Annotated in this window: 22 protein-coding genes; 7 read left to right on the forward strand and 15 right to left on the reverse strand. The window is 58.7% G+C overall.

Annotation, left to right across the window (positions count from 1 at the left end):
- Positions 1 to 74: 74 nt before the first annotated feature.
- The 11 genes from H9S92_RS20175 to H9S92_RS20225 all read right to left on the reverse strand — a co-directional run bounded on the left by H9S92_RS20175 (position 75) and on the right by H9S92_RS20225 (position 11986).
- A complete protein-coding gene (locus H9S92_RS20175; RefSeq protein WP_187468511.1) occupies positions 75 to 674 on the reverse strand; it encodes a tetratricopeptide repeat protein in 600 nt (199 codons plus the stop codon).
- Between the two features lie 21 nt (positions 675 to 695).
- Positions 696 to 1778: an arginine-tRNA-protein transferase gene (locus tag H9S92_RS20180; protein ID WP_187468512.1), complete on the reverse strand. Its 1083-nt coding sequence runs from the start codon at positions 1776 to 1778 to the stop codon at positions 696 to 698.
- A gap of 18 nt (positions 1779 to 1796) precedes the next feature.
- Positions 1797 to 2414, reverse strand: a complete 618-nt coding sequence (locus H9S92_RS20185) for an ABC transporter ATP-binding protein (protein WP_187468513.1) — start codon at positions 2412 to 2414, stop codon at positions 1797 to 1799.
- Positions 2415 to 2420: 6 nt separating this feature from the next.
- Positions 2421 to 3215, reverse strand: coding sequence for an acyl-ACP--UDP-N-acetylglucosamine O-acyltransferase (gene lpxA / locus H9S92_RS20190; protein ID WP_187468514.1), 795 nt, complete (start codon positions 3213 to 3215; stop codon positions 2421 to 2423).
- A gap of 2 nt (positions 3216 to 3217) precedes the next feature.
- Positions 3218 to 4606, reverse strand: a complete 1389-nt coding sequence (locus tag H9S92_RS20195) for a bifunctional UDP-3-O-[3-hydroxymyristoyl] N-acetylglucosamine deacetylase/3-hydroxyacyl-ACP dehydratase (protein ID WP_187468515.1) — start codon at positions 4604 to 4606, stop codon at positions 3218 to 3220.
- A 133-nt stretch (positions 4607 to 4739) separates the two neighbouring features.
- Positions 4740 to 5774: a UDP-3-O-(3-hydroxymyristoyl)glucosamine N-acyltransferase gene (lpxD, locus tag H9S92_RS20200; RefSeq protein ID WP_187468516.1), complete on the reverse strand. Its 1035-nt coding sequence runs from the start codon at positions 5772 to 5774 to the stop codon at positions 4740 to 4742.
- 19 nt (positions 5775 to 5793) lie between these two features.
- Complete coding sequence (locus H9S92_RS20205; RefSeq protein WP_187468517.1) at positions 5794 to 6072, reverse strand: hypothetical protein; 279 nt, start codon at positions 6070 to 6072, stop codon at positions 5794 to 5796.
- Positions 6073 to 6373: 301 nt separating this feature from the next.
- Positions 6374 to 9541 carry an ExeM/NucH family extracellular endonuclease gene (locus H9S92_RS20210; RefSeq protein ID WP_187468518.1) on the reverse strand — a complete coding sequence of 1056 codons (3168 nt, stop codon included), beginning with the start codon at positions 9539 to 9541 and terminating at the stop codon, positions 6374 to 6376.
- A gap of 104 nt (positions 9542 to 9645) precedes the next feature.
- Positions 9646 to 10512, reverse strand: a complete 867-nt coding sequence (locus H9S92_RS20215) for a DUF3667 domain-containing protein (RefSeq protein WP_187468519.1) — start codon at positions 10510 to 10512, stop codon at positions 9646 to 9648.
- Positions 10513 to 10526: 14 nt separating this feature from the next.
- On the reverse strand, positions 10527 to 11411 hold the full coding sequence (locus tag H9S92_RS20220) for a 3-hydroxybutyryl-CoA dehydrogenase (RefSeq protein ID WP_187468520.1): 885 nt from the start codon (positions 11409 to 11411) through the stop codon (positions 10527 to 10529).
- Between the two features lie 41 nt (positions 11412 to 11452).
- On the reverse strand, positions 11453 to 11986 hold the full coding sequence (locus tag H9S92_RS20225; RefSeq protein WP_187468521.1) for a cob(I)yrinic acid a,c-diamide adenosyltransferase: 534 nt from the start codon (positions 11984 to 11986) through the stop codon (positions 11453 to 11455).
- 87 nt (positions 11987 to 12073) lie between these two features.
- Here H9S92_RS20225 and H9S92_RS20230 point away from each other — a divergent pair, with 87 nt between their 5' ends.
- Complete coding sequence (locus H9S92_RS20230; RefSeq protein WP_187468522.1) at positions 12074 to 13027, forward strand: YihY/virulence factor BrkB family protein; 954 nt, start codon at positions 12074 to 12076, stop codon at positions 13025 to 13027.
- A gap of 209 nt (positions 13028 to 13236) precedes the next feature.
- Here the strand turns inward: H9S92_RS20230 and H9S92_RS20235 are convergent, their stop codons facing one another.
- Positions 13237 to 13851 (reverse strand): cohesin domain-containing protein, encoded by a 615-nt coding sequence (locus tag H9S92_RS20235; protein ID WP_187468523.1) that lies wholly within the window; start codon positions 13849 to 13851, stop codon positions 13237 to 13239.
- 212 nt (positions 13852 to 14063) lie between these two features.
- On the opposite strand from H9S92_RS20235, the gene H9S92_RS20240 reads away from it, so the two are divergent.
- The 4 genes from H9S92_RS20240 to H9S92_RS20255 all read left to right on the forward strand — a co-directional run bounded on the left by H9S92_RS20240 (position 14064) and on the right by H9S92_RS20255 (position 18682).
- On the forward strand, positions 14064 to 15044 hold the full coding sequence (locus H9S92_RS20240) for an OmpA family protein (RefSeq protein ID WP_187468524.1): 981 nt from the start codon (positions 14064 to 14066) through the stop codon (positions 15042 to 15044).
- A gap of 7 nt (positions 15045 to 15051) precedes the next feature.
- The gene (locus H9S92_RS20245; protein WP_187468525.1) at positions 15052 to 15843 is read left to right on the forward strand and encodes a DUF6438 domain-containing protein; all 792 of its coding nucleotides are present in this window, start codon (positions 15052 to 15054) and stop codon (positions 15841 to 15843) included.
- A gap of 103 nt (positions 15844 to 15946) precedes the next feature.
- The gene (locus H9S92_RS20250) at positions 15947 to 17302 is read left to right on the forward strand and encodes a DoxX family protein (protein ID WP_187468526.1); all 1356 of its coding nucleotides are present in this window, start codon (positions 15947 to 15949) and stop codon (positions 17300 to 17302) included.
- Between the two features lie 471 nt (positions 17303 to 17773).
- Positions 17774 to 18682, forward strand: coding sequence for a transcription antitermination protein NusB (locus H9S92_RS20255; RefSeq protein WP_187468527.1), 909 nt, complete (start codon positions 17774 to 17776; stop codon positions 18680 to 18682).
- A 94-nt stretch (positions 18683 to 18776) separates the two neighbouring features.
- Here the strand turns inward: H9S92_RS20255 and fmt are convergent, their stop codons facing one another.
- Complete coding sequence (gene fmt / locus H9S92_RS20260) at positions 18777 to 19715, reverse strand: methionyl-tRNA formyltransferase (protein ID WP_187468528.1); 939 nt, start codon at positions 19713 to 19715, stop codon at positions 18777 to 18779.
- Between the two features lie 195 nt (positions 19716 to 19910).
- Between fmt and H9S92_RS20265 the strand changes: the two genes are divergently transcribed.
- Both H9S92_RS20265 and H9S92_RS20270 read left to right on the forward strand, forming a co-directional pair.
- A complete protein-coding gene (locus H9S92_RS20265; protein WP_246464017.1) occupies positions 19911 to 20774 on the forward strand; it encodes an alpha/beta hydrolase in 864 nt (287 codons plus the stop codon).
- Between the two features lie 118 nt (positions 20775 to 20892).
- The gene (locus tag H9S92_RS20270) at positions 20893 to 21813 is read left to right on the forward strand and encodes an SRPBCC family protein (protein WP_187468529.1); all 921 of its coding nucleotides are present in this window, start codon (positions 20893 to 20895) and stop codon (positions 21811 to 21813) included.
- Here the strand turns inward: H9S92_RS20270 and H9S92_RS20275 are convergent.
- Both H9S92_RS20275 and xseA read right to left on the reverse strand, forming a co-directional pair.
- On the reverse strand, positions 21803 to 23551 hold the full coding sequence (locus H9S92_RS20275) for a glycoside hydrolase family 9 protein (protein WP_187468530.1): 1749 nt from the start codon (positions 23549 to 23551) through the stop codon (positions 21803 to 21805). The genes H9S92_RS20270 and H9S92_RS20275 overlap by 11 nt on opposite strands.
- A gap of 159 nt (positions 23552 to 23710) precedes the next feature.
- Positions 23711 to 24955: an exodeoxyribonuclease VII large subunit gene (gene xseA, locus H9S92_RS20280; protein WP_187468531.1), complete on the reverse strand. Its 1245-nt coding sequence runs from the start codon at positions 24953 to 24955 to the stop codon at positions 23711 to 23713.
- Positions 24956 to 24961 lie beyond the last annotated feature (6 nt).

Below are 24961 nucleotides of genomic sequence, written 5' to 3' on the forward strand. Positions count from 1 at the left end.
CCTAACGTTAGGGTAAGTCCTCCCCCGCTCCTTCACTTCTCCCGGCATCCTGCGGCCGCGCCCAGCTGCCTCGTCTACTGGATCTCTTTGCTCTTGGCTTCCAACTCGCGCAGTACCTCCTCGTCGCTTTTGCCGAGGTTTTCGATCAGCATCGTAGCGTCGTCGGCAAAATCATTGTTAGGGTAACGCTCCAGAAAAAGCTGGTAAGTGGCTTTGGCGCGGTCGAGGTCGCGCAGTTCTTCGTCGTAGGTGAACGCCAGCATGAAGAGGGCTTCGGGAGCTTTGCTGAAGTTCGGGTATTCCTGGTGGACGCGGGCGTAGATCTGCGCGGTGCGCTCCGAGTTGCCCATGGCCCGCACTACCTCGGCGGCCCGGTAGAGCGGCAATGCTGCGAGGGTGTCTCCGGGGTATTTACCGGCGAGGGCTTCGGCCAGCCCAACGTACTGTTCGCTGGCGGCCATGTTTAGTGCACCCGTGGCGGGGTCGCTGAGGCGCGAAAAATTGTCCGCCAGCAACCTGGCTACCCGCCCGGCACCTTCGTCCGCCGCAAGTGCCGCCGCCGCATCCGCAAAGACATCCGTCTGAGCGGAAGCCGTTGCGTCTCCCGACCCGGAATTGCCCCCACAGGCAGTAAAGAACAGGAGAAACGACAAAGCGGCGATGAGACTACGCATGGCAGGATAATTTTCGAGCGATTAGGAAGTTTGGGCTAAAATGGCCGCAGCGGTGCGGGAGATGATGGTGAAATTATCGGTCCGGAACAGCTCCGTGCGCACTACGAGCAGGTCAGTAAAGTACTTTTGCCCGTCCCGTTGCTTCAGTGCGCGGGTATTGAAGAGCAACTGGGTTTGCTCCATCAGGTCGCACTGCAAAACCAGGTATTGCCGGTCTTTGGGGTCGAAGGCGATGATGATGAGGTTGCCCGCCGAGTCTTCTCCCAGGGAAAAGAAATAGGGATAGGGCACGTAATCGTCGTTCCAGAGGTCGTACAGGCCCGCCTCAAAGAAGGGGTAGATCGAAAGGTTGGCGGCGGGGTAAACCGCGCGTGTGGCCTCGGTGAGTTGTTGCAGTTTGCTGACCTGAATTTCCGCCGGGCCGTACTGGGCGATGTAGGCATGGTCGTAAGCCCGCCAGGTTTCGGAGTGTACATCGAAGAACTGGCTTTCCCCCAGCCGCAGTTTGTAGTCAAAGCGGGGATAACCCGGCACGACGTAGCCCGGGTAGTAATAGCGAAAACCCTGGGCCAGGCAATGCTCGATTTCCAGCAGCATCGTGTAGTAGCCAAGGCTGAAAGTGGCCAGGGTCGGGTCGTAAAAACCGAGGATGGAAGCCGCCGCGCTCTCGCCCACGTCGAAGTAACTGGCGGCCACCAGTTTGCCGCTGCTTTTCTCCCGCACCGTGGTTTCGTAGGTATTAAAGATCGACTCCCCGTCGTAGTCCTCCAGGCTGTCGGAAATGGATGGCGAAAGCCGGCCATCAAAGTTGGCGGCGTAAGTGCGGTAGAGGGTGTTCCTTTCCTGATCGATCACCCGTTTGCCGCAGCCCAGGGTGAAAATTTCGGCGTTGCGGCGCATCAGTTTCCTTTGCCGCTTGGAGAAGGCGAAGCCCTGAAGGTCGATGCGAATCCAGATGGCCGAAAAAGGCCGGTCCTGAAAATAGAGGAAATGGGTGGTAAAAATATTGGCCCCCATGCGGTACCAACCCTTACCAAGGTACCAGTCCAGACTTTCCGGACTCAGAACAAAGGGCGTATTCTTTTCGGCGTATTTAAAGAGCATATCCGGGGACAAATATCCCTAATTCGTTGAATTTAACGCGACAATTCGTCCGCAATGTCGCAAATCCTCCGGATCGTTGCTGGCCAGGAGGACGAGTCGGCCCGCGCGGCAGGCGTCCAGTTCGGCGTAAAACCAGGCTTTGGCCTTTTCATCCAGCGTGACGGTTGGCTCGTCGAGCAGTACCAGGGGCGTACTGGCGTACAAGGCCGTTGCCAGCAGTACCCGCTGCCGCATGCCGGAGGAACAGTCGCTGAGTTTGCGGTTTTTCGCGAAGCCCAGTTCCAGGCGTTCGAGCATTTTGGCGGGGTCCAGGCCGGGCAGGGCGGGTTTGAGGGCAAAGTGAAAGTGGAGCAGTTCCTGAACGGTCAGTTCCTCGACCAGTTCCAGGTAGGGGCCGGTCCAGCTCAGGTAGCGGTAACAGTCTTCGACCTTTATTTCCTGGCCCCGGTATTCGCGGCGGACCTCTCCCCGGCTCGGCGTCAACTGACCGCCGATGATCCGCAGGAGGGTCGATTTGCCCGAGCCGTTTTGGCCGGCGATGCCGATGAGGTCAGGGGCGTTGAAGTCCCCGTCCAGGTCCTGTAAAATCCAGGTGCGGTTAAAGCGTTTACCCAGGCCACGGAGGGAGATGTTCACGCCTAGTTATTCTTCCAGCCCACGGAAACTACGGACGATGCCCGTCCGCTCCGTTTGTTCGATGAACTGGATAACGTCATCCCGCTCGTCGCACACCGGCACCGAGGCTTCGATTTCGGTCAGGGCATTGGTGATGTTGAGGCCGCGGACGAAGAGGATGCGGTAGATTTCATGAATGCGGTTGATCTGCTCGATGGAGAAGCCCCGACGTTGCAGGCCGATGCGGTTCACGCCGATGTAGCTCAGGGGTTCGCGGGCGGCCCGGATGTAGGGAGGGACGCTTTTGCGCACGAGGCTGCCGCCAGCGATGAAGCTGTGCTGGCCGATGCGGACAAACTGCTGCACCCCCACTTGTCCTTCGATGATGACGTAATCGTCGAGGATGACGTGCCCGGCGAGGTTGACGTTGTTGGCAATGACGATGTTGTTGCCCAGGATGCAGTCGTGGGCAATGTGGGCGTAGGCCATCAGCAGGCAGTTTTTGCCCACTACGGTTTTGCCCGCCGCAGCGGTGCCCCTGTTGACGGTGACGTATTCCCGTACGGTGGTGTGGTCCCCGATTTCGGCGGTCGTGTATTCGCCGGCGAACTTCAGGTCCTGGGGTTCCCCGCCTATGACGGCACCGGGGTAGACCTTGACGTTTTTGCCCAGGCGGCTGCCGGCGTAAATGGTCACGTTAGGCCCGATGCTGGATCCTTCGCCGATTTCTACGTCGTCCTCGATGTAACTGAAGGGGCCGATCTCCACCCCGGAATGAATTTTGGCGTTGGGGTGTACAACGCTGAGGGAATGTATCGACATGCTTAAGGGCGCTTTACGATCTGGGCTACCAGTTCTGCTTCTGAAACGATGCGGTTACCGACGTAGGCTGTCCCCACCATCTGGCAAATGCCCCGGCGCACCGGTGCAATCAGTTCCATTTTAAAAATAACAGTGTCTCCGGGAACCACGAAGCTCTTGAACTTGGCGTTTTCCACTTTGAGGAAGTAAGTATCCCAGCCGTAGGGATCATCTTGTTGGGTCAGTACCAGCAGGCCACCCGTCTGGGCCATGGCCTCAATCTGGAGTACGCCGGGCATGACGGGGTTGCCGGGGAAGTGCCCCTGGAAAAATTCTTCGTTGCCCGTCATGTTCTTCACGCCCACGATGTGGTTTTCACCCTTTTCGATGATCTTATCGATCAACAGAAAGGGGTAGCGGTGGGGCATGATGGACTGGATCTGCACCAGGTTATATACGGGCTCGTCGTTGGGGTTGTAGTGGGGGCGGCCTTTGGTGCGTTTCTGTTCCAGGTAGGCCCGTTTGAGCAGCTTGGTAAAGGCTACGTTGGCCCCGTGGCCCGGTTTGGTGGCCAGGATGCGGCCGCGGATCGGGACGCCGAGCAGGGCGATATCTCCCATCACGTCCAGCAGCTTATGGCGGGCCGGCTCGTTGTGGAATTTGAGATCGAGGGTATTGAGGATGCCTTTTTTGGTGACTTCCACCGTTTCCTTACCCATCCGGCGGGCCAGCTTATCGAGCCGCTCCTGGGGAACGTGGCGGTCGGCGATGACGATGGCGTTGGTCAGGTCTCCCCCCTTGATCAGGTCGTGCTCAAAAAGCGCTTCGAGCTCGTGGAGGAAGACGAAAGTCCGGCACGGGGCAATGTCCTCTACGTAGTCTTCGTAGCGCTTGAGGGTAGCGTATTGCTGGCCCAGTACGGGGCTATCAAAGTCAATCATCGAAACCACTTCGAAGCCATCGTAGGGCAGGGCCACGATTTCGGAGCCGGAAGCCTCGTCGCGGTAGGTGATGGGTTCTTCGACGATGAAAAAGTCGCGCGACAAGTCCTGCTCCACAAATCCGGCGGCCAGGAGTGGCTCCACAAAGGGGCTGGCGCTGCCGTCGAGGATGGGAATTTCCGGGCCGTTGATTTCCACCAACAGGTTGTCCAGTTGAACGCCCGAGACGGCCGAAAGCAGGTGCTCGACGGTCGAAACGCTGGCCTCGCTCGTGCCAATCGTAGTGGAGCGATCCGTACTGATGACCCGGTTTACATCGGCGGCAATCAAAGGGTGCTCCGCCAAATCGACACGCTGAAACTTGATGCCGTGCCCGGCGGGTGCGGGCTTAAAGACAAGTTCTACTTCCGCGCCGGTATGGAGCCCGACGCCCCGCAGGGTAAAGGAATTGGCAAGAGTACGTTGGTTCATATCAGTGGCTAGAGAAATAACAACAAAAAATGGGGCCCCTCATTTCGGGCCGCAAAGATAGGGCTTTCGGAATTAGGGGGCCCGCAGTAAGCCATCCCTTACCGCAAAGGTTCCGGTTCTGGCCGCAACGCCCCTACCCTTCCAGGGCTTTGAGGCGCTTACGGATGTCTTCCAGCAGCCCCGGCAGGCGCTTAAACACGGCGTAGCTGCGCAGGTAATCGGGATAGTGCATGTGGGGAGACCCGCCCAGTTTAGCATCGGGTCCTTTGACGCTGGCGATGACGCCCGACTGGGCCTGGACCTGCGTCCCCTCGGCAATGGTGCAGTGGCCAGCAATGCCTACCTGCCCCCCAATGCGGCAGTTGGCCCCGATCTTGGCGGAGCCCGCAACCCCCGTCAGGGCGGCAATGACCGTATTTTCTCCGATCTCGACGTTGTGGGCAATCTGAATAAGGTTATCCAGTTTCACCCCGGCCTGGATGATGGTGGAGCCCAGCGTAGCCCGGTCGATGGTCGTACAGGAGCCCACCTCGACGTGGTCTTTGAGAATGACGTTGCCTACCTGGGGGACTTTCTGGTAAACCCCCGTTTCAGCGTCGGGGGCGAAGCCGAAGCCGTCGCCGCCAATCACCACGTTGGGGTGCAGGATGCAGTGATTGCCCACCACGCAGTCGCGCAGGATCCGGACGCCGGGATAAATCGTGCAGTTGGCCCCAACCCGCGCATTCGGGCCGATGTAGACCTGATCGAGGATGACGGTGTTGTCTCCCACGCTGGCCCCGTCTTCCACCACGGCAAATTTGCCGATCCTTACGTTGTTGCCCAGCCGGGCGGTGGGTTCCACTACGGCGTAGGAAGACACCGCCCGGCGGGTTTGGTCGGCCTCATTTTTCTGGTAGATGGCCAGGAGCTGGCCTACCGTGCCGTAGACGTCGTCTACCCGCAACAAGGTGGGCTGCACCTTCGTACGGGGTTTAAATTCCTGGCTCACCAGCACCACCGAAGCCTGAGTGGAGTAGAGAAAATGCTCGTAACTCAGGTTGGCCAGGAAGGTGATCGTTCCGGGGCCAGCCTCCTCAATTTTTGCTGGTGCGGTGATGATCACGTCGGGGTCCCCCTCAATGCGGGCGTTGATCATTTCCGCTAGTTGGGCGGCAGTAATTTGCATGTGCTTTGGTTAAGGTAGCTCAGATGATCTCAGGAAAATCGGCGGCAGCATCCGCTTCCGCGCCGGGCAAAAGGCGGGCCTGCATCCGCTGCATGGCCGTAAACTGGACCAAAACCTCCCGCAGGAAATCATCATCCAGCAGGCTGCGGAGGTCGTCCAGCCCCCGAAGCTGCTCACTTTGCCGAAACCGGTAAATCTGCGCCTGTCCGCCCAACTCGAACTGCACGGGAAAGCGCCCGTCAGTCGCAAAGACGGAAATCTGCATCAGGGGGTGTGGAATCCGGCCGATGATCCGCATAAACAAAATTTTGGCAAAAGTATGCCCTAAAGCAGCCACAAGGTAGCTTTTCCCGCGATACTTTTGGTCTCCTACCCCGGCGGCGCTTAGCGGATGGCGCGGCCGCAGGTGCAGGGTAAAGGCTTCAAAGAGCAGAGGAGGGGCGGGCCTCCACAGGGGGTCGGGCTGAAGCCCGATAGGTTGGGGGTCGGGCTAAAGTCGCAACAATACAAGGGAGGTCGGGGCACCTTCGGCCCAGACCTCCCCCGCTGCTCCAGCATTGCCCGGCACCTGCGGCCGCGCAAGAAGGAAGATTAAAATTTTAGCGCACGAACTTGAGTGTTTCAAAGCGGCCATTGGGCAAACGCACCGCCAGGAAATAGACGCCCGCCGGCAAAGTGTCCACCCCAATGCGCGTGGCCTCCGCCGTAACGAAGTCGCTGCCCAACACTGCTCCCGCCGCATCGGAAAGCAGGAAGCGGGAACCCACGGGTGCACCACTAAGCTGGAAGGCACCGCCCGGCATACGATCCAGGCGCAGGCCCTCGCCCCCTGCCAGTTGGAGGTTGATGATGTTGGAGTAGGCAAAACTGCCGTCGGTATCGACCATGCGCAGGCGGTAGCTGTTGGGGCCCGCCAGGGGCGTGACGTCAGTGAAGGTGTACTCAAGCATCGCGCCCGAATCACCCGCCGCGCGCACGCTGCCGATGGCCACAAAATCGCCCGCACTGCCGCGGCGCTCGATCTCAAAACGGTCGGTGCCCCGCTCGCTGAGGCTGCGCCATTCCAGGACCACTTCTTTACCTGCTACCCGACCTTCAAAAGCGGCCAGCTCTACGGGCAAGGAACTGCCGAGGTCCAGACCAACGACGATGGGGTCGTGGTCGCTGAAGCGGTAAAAGTCGCGGTTGTACAGCGCGGGGTTGTTGAATTCCGTGTCGTAATCCAGGGCCGTGGGCTCGCTGGAGTTCACGTCCCAGGGTGTGGCACCGGTCACTTTGCTGGCCAGGCTGGCGCTGGCCAGGGCGTGGTCCAGGCTGCCCCATTCGCCCATGAAGACGTAGCTCGGGACGCTGCCGCAAGGGAAGCTGCCCGCTCCCGCCTGGTCACGTACCGTATTGACGAAGCCTGCGTTGAGCATCGTCTGGATGGGGGGCTCCTGGCTGTAGGCGTTCAGGTCGCCGATGATCAGTTGGTCGGTTTCACCCGTGCCGGTAGGGTCGCTGGCCAGCCAATCCCGGATGGCTTCGGCGGCGGCCACGCGGGTACCGTTGCAGTTGCCCGCACCGCCGTTGTCGTCGTCGCCCGAACCACAGGAGCTGCCTTTGCTCTTCCAGTGGTTGACGCAAACGGTGATTTCCTGGCCGAAGTTGGGGTGGCCCGCCTGGATGACCTCGAAGGTCTGGGCCAGCGGAACGCGGTTGCCGCCCTGGCCGAATACGGGAGCAGGAACGGCAAGGGATGCCGCCGTGCCGGACTGCGCCACCACGGCACTCTTATAGATGAGGGCCACCTGGATCTGGTCTGAGCCCGAATTGGGGGCAACAACCCAGGTGTAGGTTTTGCCGCATTCGGCGGAGACGGCGTTGATCAGGGTTCGCAGGGCGCTGCCCGGACCGTAGCCGTTGTTTTCGATTTCGATCAGACCGATGATGTCGGCGTCGAGTTCACAGATGGCAAGGACGATTTTGTCCTGCTGGCGCTGCAGTTCGGCGGCGTTGTCTGCCCCCCGGCTGCCGAGGGTCGTGAAGTAGTTGAGGACGTTCATGCCCACCACTTTGAGTTCGCCGCCCACTGGGGGTGCGGCGGCCGGCCGCTCGTTTTCGGCGGAGCGGATGAAGTCCGTGGCCTGCATCCGGTAGCTGCCGAAGCGTTGGTCGATCACGCCCGTCAGGCCGGTCAGGACCGTACCCGAACGCAGGGAATTGGTGGCGGAGACTTCGCTGCCGTCGCCGAGGATGATGGGGTAGTTGTTGTCGCCACTGCGGCCGTCATCAACGATGAGGCGACGCAGGCTTTGGGTGGCGTTGTAGGCGGCGAGTCCTGCGGGGTCCGGGTCGTTGCACTCGGTGAACTGGATGAGGCGCTCACCTTCAGAAACGACAAACTCACCAAAGCGGGCAATGCCGAAGGTTTCCGTAATGGAAACGTCGTCGAGCACCAGGGTGCGCATGCCTTCGAAGGCTTCGTAGTCATTGGTGTTGGCTACGGGCAGGTCGAGGCTGGCGGCGGAGGGTAAAGTGGAAGTCGTACCATTGACGATGACGGAAGCGCCGGCGCCGGTAACGTTGATCTGGGTCAGGTTGGAAGCTTCGCCCACTACGCCGGTTACGGTTACTACGTCGCCGACGGCTACGGCCGTGGATCCCGGCAGGCTGCTGTCAAAAACCCAGACGCCTTCGGAGGTCAGGGGGTTGCCGTCGGCATCCACGTCTTCTTCCTGCACGAAGAAACCGCCGAGGCCAACGCCGCTACCGCCCTGAAAATCACCGACTACCACGCCCTGGATGGTGACCGTCTGGCCAATCAACGGACTGCTGGCACCACTGCCCTGCACGGCGCTGATGAGCGTGGCTGGCGGTGCCTCATTGTCGGTAATGCTGACGGTTGCCCCGTTGCCAAGGGAAAAGGTGGGGTCGCTGATGGCAACGAAACTGAGGATGATGGTCTCGACTTGCTCGGAGACCAGGTCATCGATCACTTCCAGGTTGATGGGCGCGGAGAGGAAGCCAGCGGGAATGGAGACGGTACCACCCGCCAGGTCGTTATAGTCCGCGCCCGCCGTTGCCGTGCCGCCCAAGGTATAGGTTACGGTGACGGGAACGCTGGCCGTTTGGCTGAGGCTGATGCTGAACCCACCGTCGGTAGTGGGCTCGGCCAGGTTGCCCGCCGCAATGGCGTTCACCGAGGGGCCTGCAGGGGTGCGGGAGTAGGTGCCGAAGGGAACAGCGGCGGCAATTTGGGGGTAGCTGAGGCCGTCAAGTACATCGTTCATCCCTACGTTTTGCCAGTTGGCAGCCACCCAGCCACCGTCGGGACCCGTGTTGTCGTTGCGGTAGATGTAGCTGTCGAGGTAGATGTTTACGTCGGAGTTTCCTCCGGTTTGGTCAATGACGGCACTGTTGCTGATTTGCACCAGGCGAAAGCGGTCGTTGCCGTTGCCACTGACGAAGCTGTTGTCAAGAATGCGGTTGCCAAAATCCCCACTGCTGCCGAAAGTGGCCGTGAAACCTGCATCATTATTGATGAGGTAAACGAACGCATCCGTGTACGTCCCGGAAAGGTTCAGGGTCGCGTCGGGGAAGCTGTTGGCATTCGCCGCCCGCTCGATCCGGAAGCCGCTCAAATCCACGGTTCCATCGACGTAGAGTTCAATGGCCCTGGGGGTCTGATTGGTCTGGGTGCCGTCCACAATACCAGTAATAATTACCTGTTGGGCGGATAGTGTTAGTGTCAGCAACAAAGCTAACGTGGAGAAGATAAAACGCATTGGAGTAGGTTGAATTTGGTCCCGCGGGGATTAATGAATCGGATTGGGGAGGCAAAAATACGGCCCGTCTTGGGCTTTCGCGCCAAAATGAAGTAAAGACAAGATTAATTCATGGGGGCCGCCAGCGTCCCGGTGCTGTCCGGTCGGGCCACCTCCCCGGCCGGCTTTTCCGCAGGGCTTTCGTAGTTGTTGTAGCCCGATAACACGCCAATCGAAAATTGCAGGCTCATGGCCAGCACCAAAGTAAATACCAGCCAGGACATCGCTGCGCGCCAAACGCGGCCCGCCCGGGTATAGGTACTGGAACTGCTCAACTGCCAAAACAACCAGAGATCGTAGGCCAGTACCAGCAGCGACAAGATTTGAACGGCATTTTTGTACAGACCATAATCCATGGGGAATAACCCAATGATCCCGTTTGCCAGGCCCGTCAGCGTGTTCAAGGACAAGACGAAAGTGACGATCACACAGTGCTCCAAAAAGTTGTAGCCCAGCCGTTTCAGGATCAGCCGGTGAAGCAAAGCAGTAAGCGGTACGACGATCAGGAAAATCAGTTTTTGGTTGCGGAGGACTTCCTCTACGTCCTCCACCGTCAGGGGGACAAAATTTTTGGAATTTTGCAGGCTGGCGCCCAGGCTTTCCTGCATCACTGCCGCAACGGAGTTGTAGCCCAAAGACGATAAGAGCGCCTCAATGGCCAGCAAGATCAACAGGAGTCCCAGGAAGTTAAAGTAGCGCTTGCGCTTGCCCGCCAGGTAATCCGCCACCAGGTAGCCCGGCCGGGTGAGGAGTTCTTTGACCGTCCGCAGAAAACCCCGGTCGAAGTTGAAGGTCTCCTCCAGGAAGTCGCGCGAAAAGAGGTAGCCCGCCGTGAAGCGCCGGGTGTTGGCGCGCTGCCCGCAGGCGGGGCAGAATTCGCCCCGGAAGGTGGTACCGCAGTTAAGGCAATGGACTTCGTTTTCGGGCTGCATCGTTGGCGGAGTGGTTATTGAAAGGCGGCACTGACCACCAGGTCTTTGCCGCCGCCGGAGTAGTTGTAGAAGCCTTCGCCGGATTTACGACCCAGTTTGCCGGCCGTTACCATGTTGACCAGCAGGGGGCAAGCCTGGTAGTGCGCGCGGCCAAAGCCTTCCTTCATCACATTGAGGATGGCCAGGCAGGTATCCAGGCCAATGTAATCGGCCAGCTGCAGCGGCCCCATCGGGTGGGCCATTCCCAGCTTCATTACCGTATCGATTTCCGCTACGCCGCCTACTCCTTCCCAGAGGGCGTACATCGCTTCGTTGAGCATCGGCATCAGGATGCGGTTGGCCACGAAACCGGGGTAATCGTTGACTTCCACCGGGGTTTTCCCCAGCGACCGGCTCAGGTCCATCACCATTTTGCAGGTGGCGTCGTCGGTGGCGTAGCCCCGGATGACTTCCACGAGTTGCATCACGGGCACGGGGTTCATAAAGTGCATACCGATCACCTTGGCCGGCCGGTCGGTGGCCGCCGCGATGCGGGTGATGCTGATGCTGGAGGTATTGGTGGCTAAGGGCGCGGCCGCAGGTGCCAGGGAAGACAATTGAGCAAAGATTTTCAACTTCAGTTCGCTGTTTTCCGTGGCCGCCTCAATGACCAGATCGGCGGATTTCACCCCGTCTCCCAGGTCCGTATGCGTAGTGATGCGCTCCAGGGTGCTCGTGCGCTCCGCCTCGGTGAGGCTACCCTTCCGGACGATCCGCTCCAGGCTGCCGTCAATGCTTTTCACCCCCCGCGCCAAAGATTCCTGGCTGATGTCTACCAAACTAACCTGGTGCCCCGCTGCGGCAAAGACCTGGGCAATACCCGCCCCCATTTGCCCCGCACCAATCACCGAAATATTCATAAAAATATATTTTGATCGCTTTTTGCTTACGTTGTTAAGGATCAGCTGATCCACTTGATTTCCTCCACCCCCGCAAGGCGGGCCAGGTGGCGCGAAAGGACGAAGAAGTAGTCGCTCAGTCGGTTGAGGTAGATGACCAGGCTGCTGTCCAGTTCCACCGCCTCGGCCAGTTCCACCGTCCGGCGTTCGGCGCGGCGGCAGACCGTCCGGCAAAGATGGGCATAACTGACGACAGGTGCGCCGCCCGGCAGGATGAAATGCGTCATGCGGGGCAAATGTGCGTCCATGGCATCCATGGCGTTTTCCAGGGCGGAGCTGGCGTCCGGGGGCAACTGGTAGGCCTGGCCTGGCCGGTCATCCGCCAGTGCTGCGCCGAGGGCAAAGAGGTGCTGCTGTTGGGTGAGCAACTCGGCACGGACGGCCTGGTCCGTCACGTGGTCACGCAGCAGCCCGATGCAGGCGTTAAGCTCGTCGATGGTGCCGTAGGTTTCTACCCGCGGGTGGTATTTGGCGACCCGGGTGCCGGAATAGAGGCCCGTTTCCCCCCGGTCGCCCGTCTTGGTATAGATCTTCATGTCGACGAAACGTGGAAGGGGCGCGGGTGGTTGACGGAGGAAAAGCTTCTTGCCTGGTGAGGAAAAGGACCGAACAAACCCCACCCGATGGCTTGTTTCACCGGTAAAAGCCCGACTTTGGCCGCCCGCAACATTTTCCGCAAGATCTTCGATTTTACTAAAGAGTTATTCAACGAATACCTGAAAGACGACGCCTTTAACCTGGGTGCCGCGCTGGCATACTACACCGTGTTCAGCTTTGCCCCCTTGCTGGTGGTGGCCACGTCAGTAGCCAGCTACTTTATTGGCGACGAAGCCGCGAATGGCCGCCTGTACCGGGAATTGGAGAGCCTCCTGGGCCCGGAGGCCGCAAACAGCCTGCAAGAGATTGTCAAAAATGCCTACCTCTCGGGAGACTCTACCTGGGCGGCCGTCATTGGCGTAGGCACGCTGCTTTTTGCCGCCACGGGGGTTTTCAATAACCTCCAGATCAGCCTCAACAAAATCTGGCAGATTAAACCAAAACCTACCAATGGCATCCTGGCTTTCATCATGACGCGGCTGCTCAGCTTCAGTTTTGTGGTGGGTATGGGCTTTCTCCTGATGATTACCCTGGTGGTGAATGCCCTCATCATTGGCTTTATGGACCAGGTGGCCGATTTCCTCCCAGGTACCGAACCCTTCATTCTGGCGGCCACCAGTTGGGTGCTGACCACCCTCATTACGGCCCTGATCTTCGCCTTGCTCTTCCGCTTTTTGCCCGACGCCCGGGCCCGCTGGCGCGACATCTGGGCGGGGGCCATCTTTACCGCTTTGCTTTTCGGGCTCGGCCGTTTCCTGATCGGCTACTACATCGGCAACAGCGACTTCTCCTCTACCTACGGCGCCGCCGCCGCCCTCATCACGTTGCTGGTGTGGACCTACTTCAACAGCCAGATTCTTTTCCTCGGAGCGGAATTTACGGCCACCTGGGCCAGATGGCACGGTAACCCTATTGTCCCCACCAAGCACGCCGTGAAAATCCGGACGGAAGAGGTCCAGATCAGCCCGAACTCCAAGTAGCCTGAAATAACTTCAGGTAGGGTGGATACAACCCGGATATTTGATGATTCTCAGATGCGAGCGCACTGATTTTGTAGTTTGGTAGTGGACATTGCCCTACTACCGAACTACAAAACTAAAGTACTACAGAACTACCGAACTACCTCCTAAAAGCCGTTGAAGACCAATCAGTGGTGGTTATGGCAAGGGCTCAACCTAAGGTTAAAAAACTACTCCGTCTTGACCTTCCCGTTAGCGTATACGAAGCGCAGTTGCTCCATGTCCTTACGGATGACTTCGAAGGCGGTGGGGCCGTTCTGGAATTTTACTTCCGTTTCCTGACCTTTCTTTTGCAGGTTTTCGAAGCACACTTCAAACAACTTCGTGCCGTCGGGCAGTGTGGCTGCGCTAAGGTTGAAGTCGGTCCACAGGGTCGATAAGTAGCCCCTGTCGGCGAAGCGGACCCCGAAGTTTTCCACCCGGTAGCCGGGCAGGGAGAGTTCGCGGACGGATTGAAACTTCAGCGCAGCACTGTCGAAGCGTACGGTGAATTGAAAGCCGATCAGTTCTTTGAAGCCGGTAGCTTCCACGGGCAGGCAGACTTTAGCACCGGGGGCGGCCACTGCACTGCCCATGCGGAGGATGAGGGCATCTACTGGGCGGTCGCGGTCGTCGGCCTCCTGCCGCAGGGGGACGGTGGGGTCAACCTTGCCTACTGCCGTCTCCGCCGTCTGGGCGCTGGCCGAGCCTCCCTGGCAGCTCCAGGCCAACCCGAAGCAAAAGAAGAGTACCGGAAATTTAAGCAAATGGAAACCGAGGGGTAAGGCAATCGATGCGTTGGGCACGGGCGGAGGATTTAGAACGGTGCAAACATCGGTGATTTATCCTACTTTTAGGCATCCGGCCGGCAAGACTGCGTTGGAGCGCCACCGTTTTTGCCGCCCGTCCGCCCGCTGCGGAGCAAGCCTGGAGGCTAAGGCGAATTTATTTGCCGTGGCGAATTTCATCCGCCAACGCCGCGTTCAATACCTTTACCACCAACAACCAACTGCTGCCCATGAAGACATTGCCCCTCACCCTGCTCTTAACCACCCTGCTTTGCTCCTGCGTTCCGCGCACCCAGTACGAAGCATTGGTTACGGAAAGAAATTACTACCGCAACCAGGCCACCACGGCCGATAGCCTGGCCGATCAGCGGGCGATCAGTACCTACGACGAGGTGGAACTGACCGGGGGTGAGCTCGACCAGCGCATCCGCCAGGTGGAGGCCCTGACGGCGACCAACGTGGCCCTGAACCAGAGTTACCAGGCGCTGCAAGCCCGCTACGAAGAGCTGCTCACCCAGAGCCAGCAGATGCTTTCCACCTCCGGCGAGCAGGTCACGGGCCTCCAGCAGTCCCTGGCCGCCCGCACCACCCAGGTGGCTGCACGCGAAGAGCAACTGCGCAAGCTGGAACTCGACCTGCGGGCCAGGGAAGAGGCCATCGCGCGGGTGGAAGGCGACTACGCACCCGCCGGCGGCGGCGACCCGACGGTCTACGGCACGGTGGCCAGCAACGGCGGCCGGCCTCCCCTGAGCGGAGCCCAAAACGCCGCCCTCAAACTCAATACCATCCAAAACGACGTCAGCCAGCTCCTCGCCTACCTGCCCGCCAACAGCTACGTCCTGAGCCTTGCGGGCAACAACCGCCTGCACCTGCAACTCTCCGAAAGCATTCTGTCCACCGACGGCTTCAACGTCAGCCCCAACGGACAACAACTGCTGCGCCGACTGGCCGCCACCCTGCGCAACTACCCTGGGACGGAATACACGGTTGTGGGCCACGCCGACGGGGCCAACCCCAACGCCATGCGCGCCTACGAAGACAGCACGGATAAGGCCATCAAAGTAGCCCAGCAACTGATCACCTTCGGGCTCGACCCTGCCTCCATCACGGCCGGCGGCAAAGGTTTTTATGATCCCGTTGGCGATAACACTACGGCCGCCGGCCAGGAAGCCAACCGTCGCACGGACCTCTACATTACCGTTCCCGAGTAAACCGACTATGCGTCCACTACCCTACCACTTCCTCCGTCCGCTCCGCCTCACGGCGCGTTGCGGCCTGCTGGGCTTAGGGCTTACCCTGCTCCTCTTCACGGCCTGCGACCCTGCCCTGCTGCTGGGCCCCCAGGCCAGCAACGTGAGCAAATACCAGCTCCGTGCCAGCTATTACCGCGGGGCCTGCTACGGCCGCTGTGAGGTGTTCCGGCTCGATGTATACGATAATGGTCTCCTCCTTTTCAAAGGCGAGCGCTTCACCGAGCGCCCCGGCCTTTGGCAGAAAAACGTGGACCGCCGGCGGGTGACGGGCCTGCTGGACAGTATGGAGCGGGCCGACTTCGAAAACTACCCCCGCGCTTTCGTCAGCCAGATTGCGGACGCGCCCGCTACCGAAGTGACTTACTACGACGCCGCAGGGCGGGCCTACCAGACCTCCTTTAAGGAGAACGCTCCGGCAGAACTGGAGGCCATCGGTGACGCCCTGCGCCGGCTGGCGGAGTTGCCCGGCTACCGCCAGGTATCGGACTCCATCCCTGGCCTTCAGTTGCTGCCCCAGGCCAACCAGGCCCGGGAGGAGATCATTGTCCAGCTCCGCGAAGGGGTGGATGCCGCCGCCTGGGTCATCGCCTACGGCAAGCAGAACGTTGAGCTTAAACAGCGGCTGGCCCCCAACAGCCCCTACTACCTCCTCACCGCCGACCCCAACATCATGGGTACCGAAGAACTGCTGACTTTTCTGCGCCAAGACCAGGCCGTTCTCAGCGCCCAGAAAAACCAGTCGGTGGGCCCGCGGTAGCCCCCTCGCCCGCTCCGTTAACAAGCAATTGACACCCCGGGCTGAACCCATTCCTGCCGGGCGTGTAGTACCTTCGTCCTGCTGTAAAAAACCGGATTGAATTATGACGCTGACCACACTGCTTACCTACATCACCATCGCTGCACTGGCCCTGACGGGGGTTTCCTTCGTCCTGCTGAAGAAAAAAAGCAGTCTGCTGGTCAGTTTCCTCCAGAATTTCTGCGGTGCCCTGTTCCTCTTCTCCGGCTACGTCAAAGCCGTTGATCCCCTGGGCACGGCCTACAAAATGGAGCAGTACTTCGGGGAGTTTCAGGGAACCTTCGCTGATACAGCCTTTTCATTCCTCGCCCCCCTCTTTCCTGCCCTGGCGGAATACAGCGTAGGCTTTTCGGTGTTCATGATCGTGCTGGAAATAGCCCTGGGGCTGATGCTCATCCTGGGTGCCTGGCCACGGCTGACGGCCTGGCTGTTTTTTGCCATTGTGGGCTTCTTTACGGTCCTGACGGGGTTTACTTACCTGACGGGCTACGTCCCCTCGGGCGTCAATTTCTTCAGCTTCGGCCAGTGGGGTGCTTACGCAGAGACGAACATGAAGGTAACGGACTGCGGTTGCTTCGGGGATTTCCTGAAGCTGGAGCCGAAGACGAGCTTCCTTAAAGACGTTTTCCTGCTCATTCCCGCGCTCGTTTTCCTTTTTCAGACCAAAAAAATGCACCAGGTCTTTAGCGGAACCACCCGGAGCCTGGCCGTGGGCCTGCTCTCCGTGGCCACACTGGTGTACTGCCTGAGCAACTACGCCTGGGATTTGCCCGGACAAGACTTCCGGCCCTTCAAAATCGGCGTAGACGTTGCCGCCACGAAAGAAGCGGAAGAAAACGCCGCCGCCAGCGTAACTACCCTGGGCTACGTATTAACCAACAAAAGCAGCGGCGAGCGCGTGGAACTGACCACCGCCCAATTCCTTGAGCAGTACAAAAACTACCCCGAGGCCGACTGGAACTACGACCAAATCGTCTCCGAGCCCGCCATCGAACCCACCAAAATCAGCGACTTCGAGCTCAGCGACGCCGAAGGCTACGATCCCGTCCCCGAATTACTCGAAGACCCCGCCTACACCTTCCTCATCGTAGCCTACAAGTTCAAAGGCCAGGCCGGTGCCTGGGACGAAAACTACCTCGACAAGTGGAAGACAGACATCCAACCCCTGGCCGAAAAAGCCCTCGCGGCGGGCCACAAGGTGGCGGCAATGACCAAATTTGACGAAGACGCCACCATCGAAAACTTCAAGCAAGCCATTGGCGCAGATTACCCCTTCTGGCGCGGTGACGACATCATGCTCAAGACCATCATCCGCTCCAATCCCGGCGTAGTGCTGATGCGCGATGGAAAGATCATCAACAAATGGCACCACAAACAGCTCCCCGGTTTTGAGGAAATTGCGGCAGGGCTAGTGCAGTAGTTCAGTAGTCGATAGTTTAGTAGTAGGCTGTCTAATTAGCCAGGCCGCAGCCGTACTCACTTTGGCCAACCGGGGAGGCTCAAGCGCTTAATAGGTCGAGACCCTCTGGGTCGTAGGAGAATACGCCAATGTACTTAGCTGGATCGACACAGAGGGTCTCAACCTAGGGGGGCACCGTGATTAGCTGGATCGACCCAGAGGGTCTCAACCTAGGCGGTCCAGGCCCTTAAAGCGCGCACGGGTTAAACCCATTAGATTAGACAGCCTAAGTTTAGTAGTTCATAGTTGGGAGTTCGCCAGCGATCAACACTATGAACTATGAACTATGAACTATGAACTATGAACTATGAACTATGAACTATGAACTATGAACTATGAACTACTAAACTACTTGCACCTGCCCATATTTTTTCGTTGCTTTGCACCCGGCGGAAATGCCACCCGCGCGAATCTTTGAAAATACGCCCCCTTATGCTGAGTCGTCGCAATGTCCGAATCAAGATTATGCAGGTTCTGTACGCTGCGCAACGCCAGGAACTGACCAGCCCCAAGGCCTTTGACTCCATGTTGATGTCGATGGCCCGCAACACCTTCAAGTTTTACCTCCAGAACCTGCTCATCATCCAGCGGGTAGCCGAATACGCCAAGCACGACCTGGCCACGCGCAAGGCCAAGCTCCGCCCTACGGAAGAAGACAAAGCCTTTCGTGCCATTCTGGCCGATAACGCGGCCCTGAAATCGCTCTCCGACAATACGACCCTCTCGCGCGTGTACGAGGAGTACGGATTGCGGGCCATGATCGATGCCGACCACATCCAGAAGCTCTACCGCGACTTTTTGAAGACCGACGACTGGCAGTGGTACCACACGCTTGAGGCACCGGCGCTGGCCGACAACATCAGCATCCTCCTCCGCCTCTTCAAGTGGCTGCAGGCCCAGGAACTCTACCTGAACATGATCGAGGACCACTTCCCCCTTTGGAAAGAAGACAAAAGCCTCGTCGTCGGAGCCGTCAAAAAGACGCTCAAGGCCATGCCGCTGGAGGAAGATTTCTACCGCGTGTACCAGGAAAACGGCGAAGCCATCGATGATTTTGGCCGCCCTTTGCTCAAGTTCGTCGTCGAAGCCGATGCCCAGTTACTGGCGCGCATCAAAACCGTTTTGCAGAACTGGGACGCCGAACGCGTGGCCATCGTCGACATGATACTGATCAAAATGGCGATGGGCGAATTCACCCAGTTCCCCGCCATCGCCGCCGAAGTCACCATCAACGAATACGTCGACATCTCCAAGAGCTACTCCACCGATAAGAGCCGGGAATTCATCAACGGTGTGCTCGATAACCTCCGCAAGGCCTTCGAAAAAGAGGGCCTCGTTTAGCCAAATTCCCGCCAGAGGCTCCTCGGGATGGGGGCGCGGCCGCAGGGGCAGGGAAAGGTTGAAGGAGCAAAGCACGAAGCCCCCCCAGCAGCACTCATACCCCCAAAACCGTCCCTTCCCCGATCGTAGTGCCGTTAAGGAACTCTTCGCTGCTCATCCGCTTGCGCCCGGCCAGTTGCAGGCTGAGGATGTGGACAAAGCCGCCGGGGCAGGCCACTTTCAGCGTTGACCTTCCTTCGGCCAACAGGGTACCCGCCGGAAACTGGTGCACGGCGGGGGTGCAATGGGTGCGGATGATCTTCAGTTGCTCGCCCCCCAGCAAGGTCCAGGCCGCCGGCCAGGGACTGAGCCCCCGGATGAAATTGTGGACCTGGATGGCGGGCTGGGTGAAATCAATGCGGGTATTTTCCCGGTGCAGTTTGGGGGCTGGCGTGGCCGCTGCGTCGTTTTGCTTACTGGGCTGGTAGTTGCCGCTTTCGATTAGGGCAACGGTTTGCAAAACCAATTCTGCCCCGTGCAGCATCATGCGGTCGTGCACCTCCCCCGCCGTTTCGTCGGGCCCGATGGCAATCCGCCGCTGGAGCAACACATCCCCCGTATCGATTTCGTGTTGCAGAAAGAAGGTGGTACAGCCCGTCTCTTCCTCACCCTGAATGACCGCCCAGTTGATGGGAGCCGCCCCGCGGTATTTCGGCAAGAGCGAGCCGTGGAGGTTGAAAGTGCCCAGCCTGGGCATCTCCCAAACTGCAGCGGGCAACATCCGGAAAGCGACAACAATCTGTAGCTCGGCTTCCAGACCCCGGAGTTCGGCGTGAAAACCTTCGTCCTTCAAATTGCGGGGTTGCAACACCGGAATGCCGTGCCGCACGGCGCACTTTTTGACGGCCGACTCCAGCAAGGTCTTGTTGCCGCGCCCGCCCAGCTTATCGGTAGCCGTGATGACGCCGACGACGGGGTAGCCGGCCGCCAGGAGGATTTCCAGGCTGGGAACCGCAAACTCCGGCGTCCCCATAAATACAATTCGTGGCTTCATGGGGCAAAGTTGGGGATTTCCCACTGAAATTGCCCGGTCTAAAACCACTTCAGAAGTTCCTTTTGCCCTACTTTGCGACAAATAAAGGTTCCCGCACCTGACTACTGAATGATTTGGCAAGCGTGGAGAAGTCCCCACGCCCCCCCTTTTGCCTTCCCACCCCTCCCAAAACCCGTCGTTTCAATCACTTCAAGCATGATGCAAGCAGCCCAAGAATTCCACTGGCACAACGAAAATGGCAACCGCATCTACGCCGTAGACTGGCCCGTAGCCGAGGCACGCGCGGTTATCGGTCTGGTACACGGCGTAGGCGAGCACTGCCGGAGGTACGACGACATGGTCGATTGGTTCCGGGCCCGGGGCATTGCCTGCGTAGGCTACGATCGCCAGGGCTACGGACAGAGCGAGGGCCGCCGGGGCTACGCGAAAAACTACAAAGAGTTCGTCGACGAAATTGCCACCCTGACCGTAGAGTGCGAACGACGCTATAAGGATACCCCCGTCTTTTTGTACGGCCACAGCATGGGCGGGCACCTTTTGCTGCGCTACCTGATCCGCCGGCATCCGCGTATCTCCGGAGCCATTCTCTCCGCCCCGCATATTCAACTCGCCTTTCAACCCAATCCCCTCCTCGTTGGCCTGGGGAAGGCCTTTCGGACCATCTTCCCCACTTTTACCCAGTCCAGCGCCTTAGACCTCAGCCAACTCAGTCGTAGCCCGGAAGTACAGGCAAAATACGAGCAAGACCCCTTCGTCCACGACCGCCTGACCAGCCGAACCGGCATCGATATCCTCGAAAATGCCGACGCCCTGAACGCTTGGACGGGTGAACTCCCCGTCCCCTCGCTGCTGATGCACGGTAGTGCCGACGGACTGACCAGCTTCGACGCCAGTGCCGCCTTCGCCGCACGCAACCCCACCAACCTGACCTGGAAAGAATGGCCCGGCCTTTACCACGAGCTGCACCACGAACCCGAACGGGAAGAAGTATTTGCCTACGTACTGGCCTGGATGGAAGAACGGATGGACAACGTACACCGCTCACCAAAATCCGTGTAATTACGACCCGTACCAGAACACGTTCCACTTAATAATGGGACATACACCAGTATTATTCAGGTCCGGTTGATGGCTCAGCAGAAAACATGCCTCTACCCACCGATTCACCCAACCCGTTATGAAAAAAGAATTCCTCCTTTCTATCCTCATCAGCCTGACCTTTCTCACCCTGGGCTTCCTGCTCCTGCATTACGAAATGATTGGTTATGGTTTTTCCTTTTTTGTCTTTCTCCCCTTCGTTTTGGGGTACGTTCTTGGTAATTCAACCATTAAGGCGATCAGTATATGGGGCCTTCTGCTCTCTCTTGCCGTATTCTTTATTTTATTGCTGGCCGGCGGGCTCGAAGGGATGGTCTGTATTTTAATGGCGATGCCCCTGGTTCTCGTAGCCATTGGGTTGGGGATATTGGTAAAATACCTGGTCAACCGCAACAAAAAACCCGCTAATCCCGAGGATTTATTCCAAAGCTCCATCATCCCCCTTTGCCTCTTCCTTACTTTTAGTTTCATCGAAACAGCACTGACCCAAAACGAGCAGTTTGTAGTAGAGGTAGCATCAGCCATCACCCTCCCCTATTCCCCCATGGAAGTTTACGACGCTATAAAATCAGTGGACACCCTCGATGCAGAAAAGCCCTTTTTGATGCGGTTGGATTTGCCCATCCCCCAAAAATGTGTTTTGGAAGAAGAAAAAGTGGGCGGCCTCCGGACTTGCTATTTTGAGGGCGGCCAGATCGTTGAAAGAATAACGGAACTGGAAAAGGGCAAAATCCTGAAGATGGACGTAATTGACTACCAACTGACCGGGAGAAAATGGCTCGGATTTAAGGAAGCCATTTACCTCTTCGATGAACTCGAGGACGGACAAACGAAAATGACCAGAATCACCACCTATACCTCAGAACTTTACCCAAGGTTTTACTGGCGCCCCCTGGAAAAAATCGGCATCGAGCAGGAGCACGAATACGTTTTCCGCAACCTGGCAAAGGATTTGCGGGCCAAATACCCCGGGGACTCCGGGAACCCCACTAGCGATTAACTTGTACCCAAGCTAAAATATAGCTGAGCGGGGCATTCCAGTTCAGGGCAATTTCGTTGCTGGCGTAGCTGGCCTGTTGGTCCACCCAACTTTTCATTGGGGCGACATCCGGTGGATACTGTGCCTGTTGCCGGTCTTGTTGTCCACTGTTGGGCCCGCCCGAAAGGAGGCCAGGCACCGGCTCGGCAATACCATCCGCCGCACTCTGCCGGTGGTGGATAAACATGGGGCTGCGCGAACCAAAACCCGTAAGAAAACTGTAGCCCGTCGGGTTTTTCCCCAGCACATAATCCACCACGTCCGTAATGTGCTGCAAATAGCGTTGTTCAGGGCTCAACTGGTACGCTGCCGCCGTCACCATTGCGGCGTTGAGCAGATCACTGTTGCTGCCCCAGGCAAATTTTGTCATCGGCAGGCGATAAGGATGCTCTAAGCTGGTGGCGGCAATACTATCGGCCACTTCCAGGCAGCGCATCCGGATGGGTGCATAAATTTCGGCGGGCACTTTTTCGGGGTGGCGCAGCAGACTAAAACAACCCAGTAAACCCATAAAACTCGTCCAGCTCCCACCCTTAAAATGCAGTGGTGCAGGGTGGCTCCGGAGGTAGGCCAGGTAAGGTGCCTTGCCCGTGGTGACGAAAAGTTCAGCGCCGGCCCAGTACCACTCATCAGTAAAATTCTTGTCGCCGTATTCACCGGTTTTAATATCCGCAGGGTTGGTATATGCTACTGCGGGATGGAGTAATGCCCAGGCCCAGGCCATTTCGGCCCGGCGGACCAAATCCGCAGCGTATACGGAATCAATATCCGCAAAAATACGCGCACCCTGGGCCGCCGCAGCAGCAAAATTGAGGGTGGCGGCCGTTCCCTTCCCCACCACGTACCGCTGCCGCCTGGCTTCGTGCGGCATTACCATGGCTTCAAATTCTTTCGTGGTAAGCTTATGAAAGAGGCCGCCATCGTCATCCTGCATAGTCAGTAGCCAATCCATTTCCCACCGCATTTCGTCCAGATAATCACTCACCCCGTTATCACTTTCGGGAATATTGAGTTGTCCATCCGGAACGGGATCACCAATATCTTCATAAAGCGCAAAATACTGACCCAGCGGAAACGCACCATTTACAACGTATTTATTGTAATCACCAGCGTCATACCACCCCTTGGGGGAATCAAGCGTACCCTTCTCTTTTCCGCTGGATGGATGGTACAGGGCAGCGGTATCGGGGTGGCCGAGCGGCCGCTGCCATTTTCCTGCGTAGCGTTCTGGCAGCGCCGTACTGGCCCGTTGGTAATACAATGCTTTTACGCTGGCCAGAAATGGGTCCTGATATACCGCATCACCCACCGCAAAAGGCGCGGAATAACCCAGACCTGGCACCAGGAAACGGTAGTGACCGGCGGCACGGGGCGCGGTAATTTCCTGTGGCCAAACCGTTTGCCCGGCCGACGGCCATACCAGGCTATCCAGGGCCAGGGGCAGCGTGGCCAGTCGGGCCGCTCCACTGCTGTCCATCAGATAAAATTCCCCGCCTTCTGGCCGTTGCGTAAGGATGATTTGCGCGCTCGCCCCCGGCAAATAGCCCACCTGATTTACCAGAATATGCTCACTCCTGCCCTCCGGAAGAACAGGCTTTCCCGTTCCACAGCCCCCCAGGAAAAGGCCCCCCAGCAACAGGGCAATCATCCGGCATTTCGTCGTAGCGCCGGAAGTATCCCGGAAATTGATCAGTAACATTGCAGCAGCGTTGAGGCGCTGAAGGTAAGGCTTCCGCCCGATCCGCCAAGCAGGCGCACATTTTCCTGCGCGGCCCCATTCGCGCCCCACCATCTGGCCACTATGGCAAAGGGCGCGGCCGCAGGTGCCGGCAACGCCCTTTTAAAGCAAAGAAGGACCTCAGCCCGCGGGCCCGTCCGTGCGCAGGCGGACCCGCCCTTTTTCCAGCCTCAGGTCTACTGCGCCCTCCTTGATTTGTGCCGGGTCGGTGATGAGGTGTCCATCCTGACTGACTAATCCATAGCCTCGGGCCAGGGTGGTGGCGGGATGCAGGGCCTTGAGCAGGCGGGTAAGGTGGCCCAGCCGTTCCTGCTCCGCTGTGGTGGCCCGGTCGGCCAGGCGGGGGATTTCCCTGCCCACCTGGTTGAGCAGCTGTTGGGCCTGCGCCAGGGCATGGTGTGCCGCCTGGAAAGTCAATTCCTGGGTGCGCTGGAGCATACCCTCCTGCCGCTGCCGGATGCGCTCTCCGCTCCCGTGAATGTCCCGCGCCAACTGCAAGACACGGTATTCCGCCCGGGCCAGGCAATCCACCAGAAAAACCGCGGTTGCAGTGGGAGTCTTCAAGCTGCGGTGGGCAACGCGGTCCAGTACGGTGTCATCGGTTTCATGACCGATACCCACGAGCACGGGAAGGGGAAATTCGGCCACGGCCACGGCCAGATCCTCGGCATCGAAAGCCGCCAAATCCGTCTTTCCCCCGCCGCCGCGGACAATCACTACCGCATCAAAAGCACCAGCCCAGCCCGCAATTTGCCGCAGCCGGCTGAGGATTTCCGGGCTGGCCTGGCTTCCCTGCATGGCCGCCGTAAAGAGCTGGGTACGGAAGCAGTAGCCGTAAGGATTGGCGTTCAGCTGCTGACGGAAATCGGCCAGGCCCGCCGCCGCATCGCTGGAAATGACCGCCAGGCGCTGGGGAGCCAATGGCAGCGGCAATTGGGCATTCCGGTCGAGCAAGCCAGCCGCGGAGAGCTTCGCCAGCGTTTCCTGCCGCCGCATCTCCAGCAAGCCCACGGTATAGGCCGGGTCAATGTCTTCGACCACCAACTTCAAACCGTAGCGGGGGTGGAATGACGTGGTTACCTTGAGCCGGACGGACATCCCTTCCTGGAACAAATCCCGGACAATTTTTGGGCCGTGGATCCGCTGAATTTCCCGCCACTGGCCTTGCCACACCACGCCGTCCAACTGGGCCTGGATGGTAGCCTCTTCGGGCGCTTTTTGCACCAGCGTAAAGTAGCAGTGCCCGCGGGAACTGTTGACCTGGGCCAACTCGGCGGCCACCCACACCGCCTGCGGCAGGTTGAGGGCGAAGACCCGACGAATAAAGTCCGTCAGCTCGTGCAGTTGGTAAGTCACCGTAGCCATCGCCGG

It is taken from the genome of Neolewinella lacunae, from assembly GCF_014349155.1.
Lineage (GTDB): Bacteria > Bacteroidota > Bacteroidia > Chitinophagales > Saprospiraceae > Neolewinella > Neolewinella lacunae.

Excerpts from the sequence above, each read along its gene's own strand:
- H9S92_RS20195 (WP_187468515.1), bottom strand. The coding sequence starts at position 4,606 with ATGAACCAACGTACTCTTGCCAATTCCTTTACCCTGCGGGGCGTCGGG.
- H9S92_RS20255 (WP_187468527.1), top strand. The coding sequence starts at position 17,774 with ATGCTGAGTCGTCGCAATGTCCGAATCAAGATTATGCAGGTTCTGTAC.
- H9S92_RS20240 (WP_187468524.1), top strand. The coding sequence starts at position 14,064 with ATGAAGACATTGCCCCTCACCCTGCTCTTAACCACCCTGCTTTGCTCC.
- H9S92_RS20270 (WP_187468529.1), top strand. The coding sequence starts at position 20,893 with ATGAAAAAAGAATTCCTCCTTTCTATCCTCATCAGCCTGACCTTTCTC.
- H9S92_RS20215 (WP_187468519.1), bottom strand. The coding sequence starts at position 10,512 with ATGCAGCCCGAAAACGAAGTCCATTGCCTTAACTGCGGTACCACCTTC.
- lpxD (WP_187468516.1), bottom strand. The coding sequence starts at position 5,774 with ATGCAAATTACTGCCGCCCAACTAGCGGAAATGATCAACGCCCGCATT.
- xseA (WP_187468531.1), bottom strand. The coding sequence starts at position 24,955 with ATGGCTACGGTGACTTACCAACTGCACGAGCTGACGGACTTTATTCGT.
- H9S92_RS20250 (WP_187468526.1), top strand. The coding sequence starts at position 15,947 with ATGACGCTGACCACACTGCTTACCTACATCACCATCGCTGCACTGGCC.
- H9S92_RS20275 (WP_187468530.1), bottom strand. The coding sequence starts at position 23,551 with ATGTTACTGATCAATTTCCGGGATACTTCCGGCGCTACGACGAAATGC.
- fmt (WP_187468528.1), bottom strand. The coding sequence starts at position 19,715 with ATGAAGCCACGAATTGTATTTATGGGGACGCCGGAGTTTGCGGTTCCC.
- H9S92_RS20265 (WP_246464017.1), top strand. The coding sequence starts at position 19,911 with ATGATGCAAGCAGCCCAAGAATTCCACTGGCACAACGAAAATGGCAAC.
- H9S92_RS20205 (WP_187468517.1), bottom strand. The coding sequence starts at position 6,072 with ATGCGGATCATCGGCCGGATTCCACACCCCCTGATGCAGATTTCCGTC.
- lpxA (WP_187468514.1), bottom strand. The coding sequence starts at position 3,215 with ATGTCGATACATTCCCTCAGCGTTGTACACCCCAACGCCAAAATTCAT.
- H9S92_RS20230 (WP_187468522.1), top strand. The coding sequence starts at position 12,074 with ATGGCTTGTTTCACCGGTAAAAGCCCGACTTTGGCCGCCCGCAACATT.
- H9S92_RS20245 (WP_187468525.1), top strand. The coding sequence starts at position 15,052 with ATGCGTCCACTACCCTACCACTTCCTCCGTCCGCTCCGCCTCACGGCG.
- H9S92_RS20225 (WP_187468521.1), bottom strand. The coding sequence starts at position 11,986 with ATGAAGATCTATACCAAGACGGGCGACCGGGGGGAAACGGGCCTCTAT.
- H9S92_RS20175 (WP_187468511.1), bottom strand. The coding sequence starts at position 674 with ATGCGTAGTCTCATCGCCGCTTTGTCGTTTCTCCTGTTCTTTACTGCC.
- H9S92_RS20210 (WP_187468518.1), bottom strand. The coding sequence starts at position 9,541 with ATGCGTTTTATCTTCTCCACGTTAGCTTTGTTGCTGACACTAACACTA.
- H9S92_RS20180 (WP_187468512.1), bottom strand. The coding sequence starts at position 1,778 with ATGCTCTTTAAATACGCCGAAAAGAATACGCCCTTTGTTCTGAGTCCG.
- H9S92_RS20220 (WP_187468520.1), bottom strand. The coding sequence starts at position 11,411 with ATGAATATTTCGGTGATTGGTGCGGGGCAAATGGGGGCGGGTATTGCC.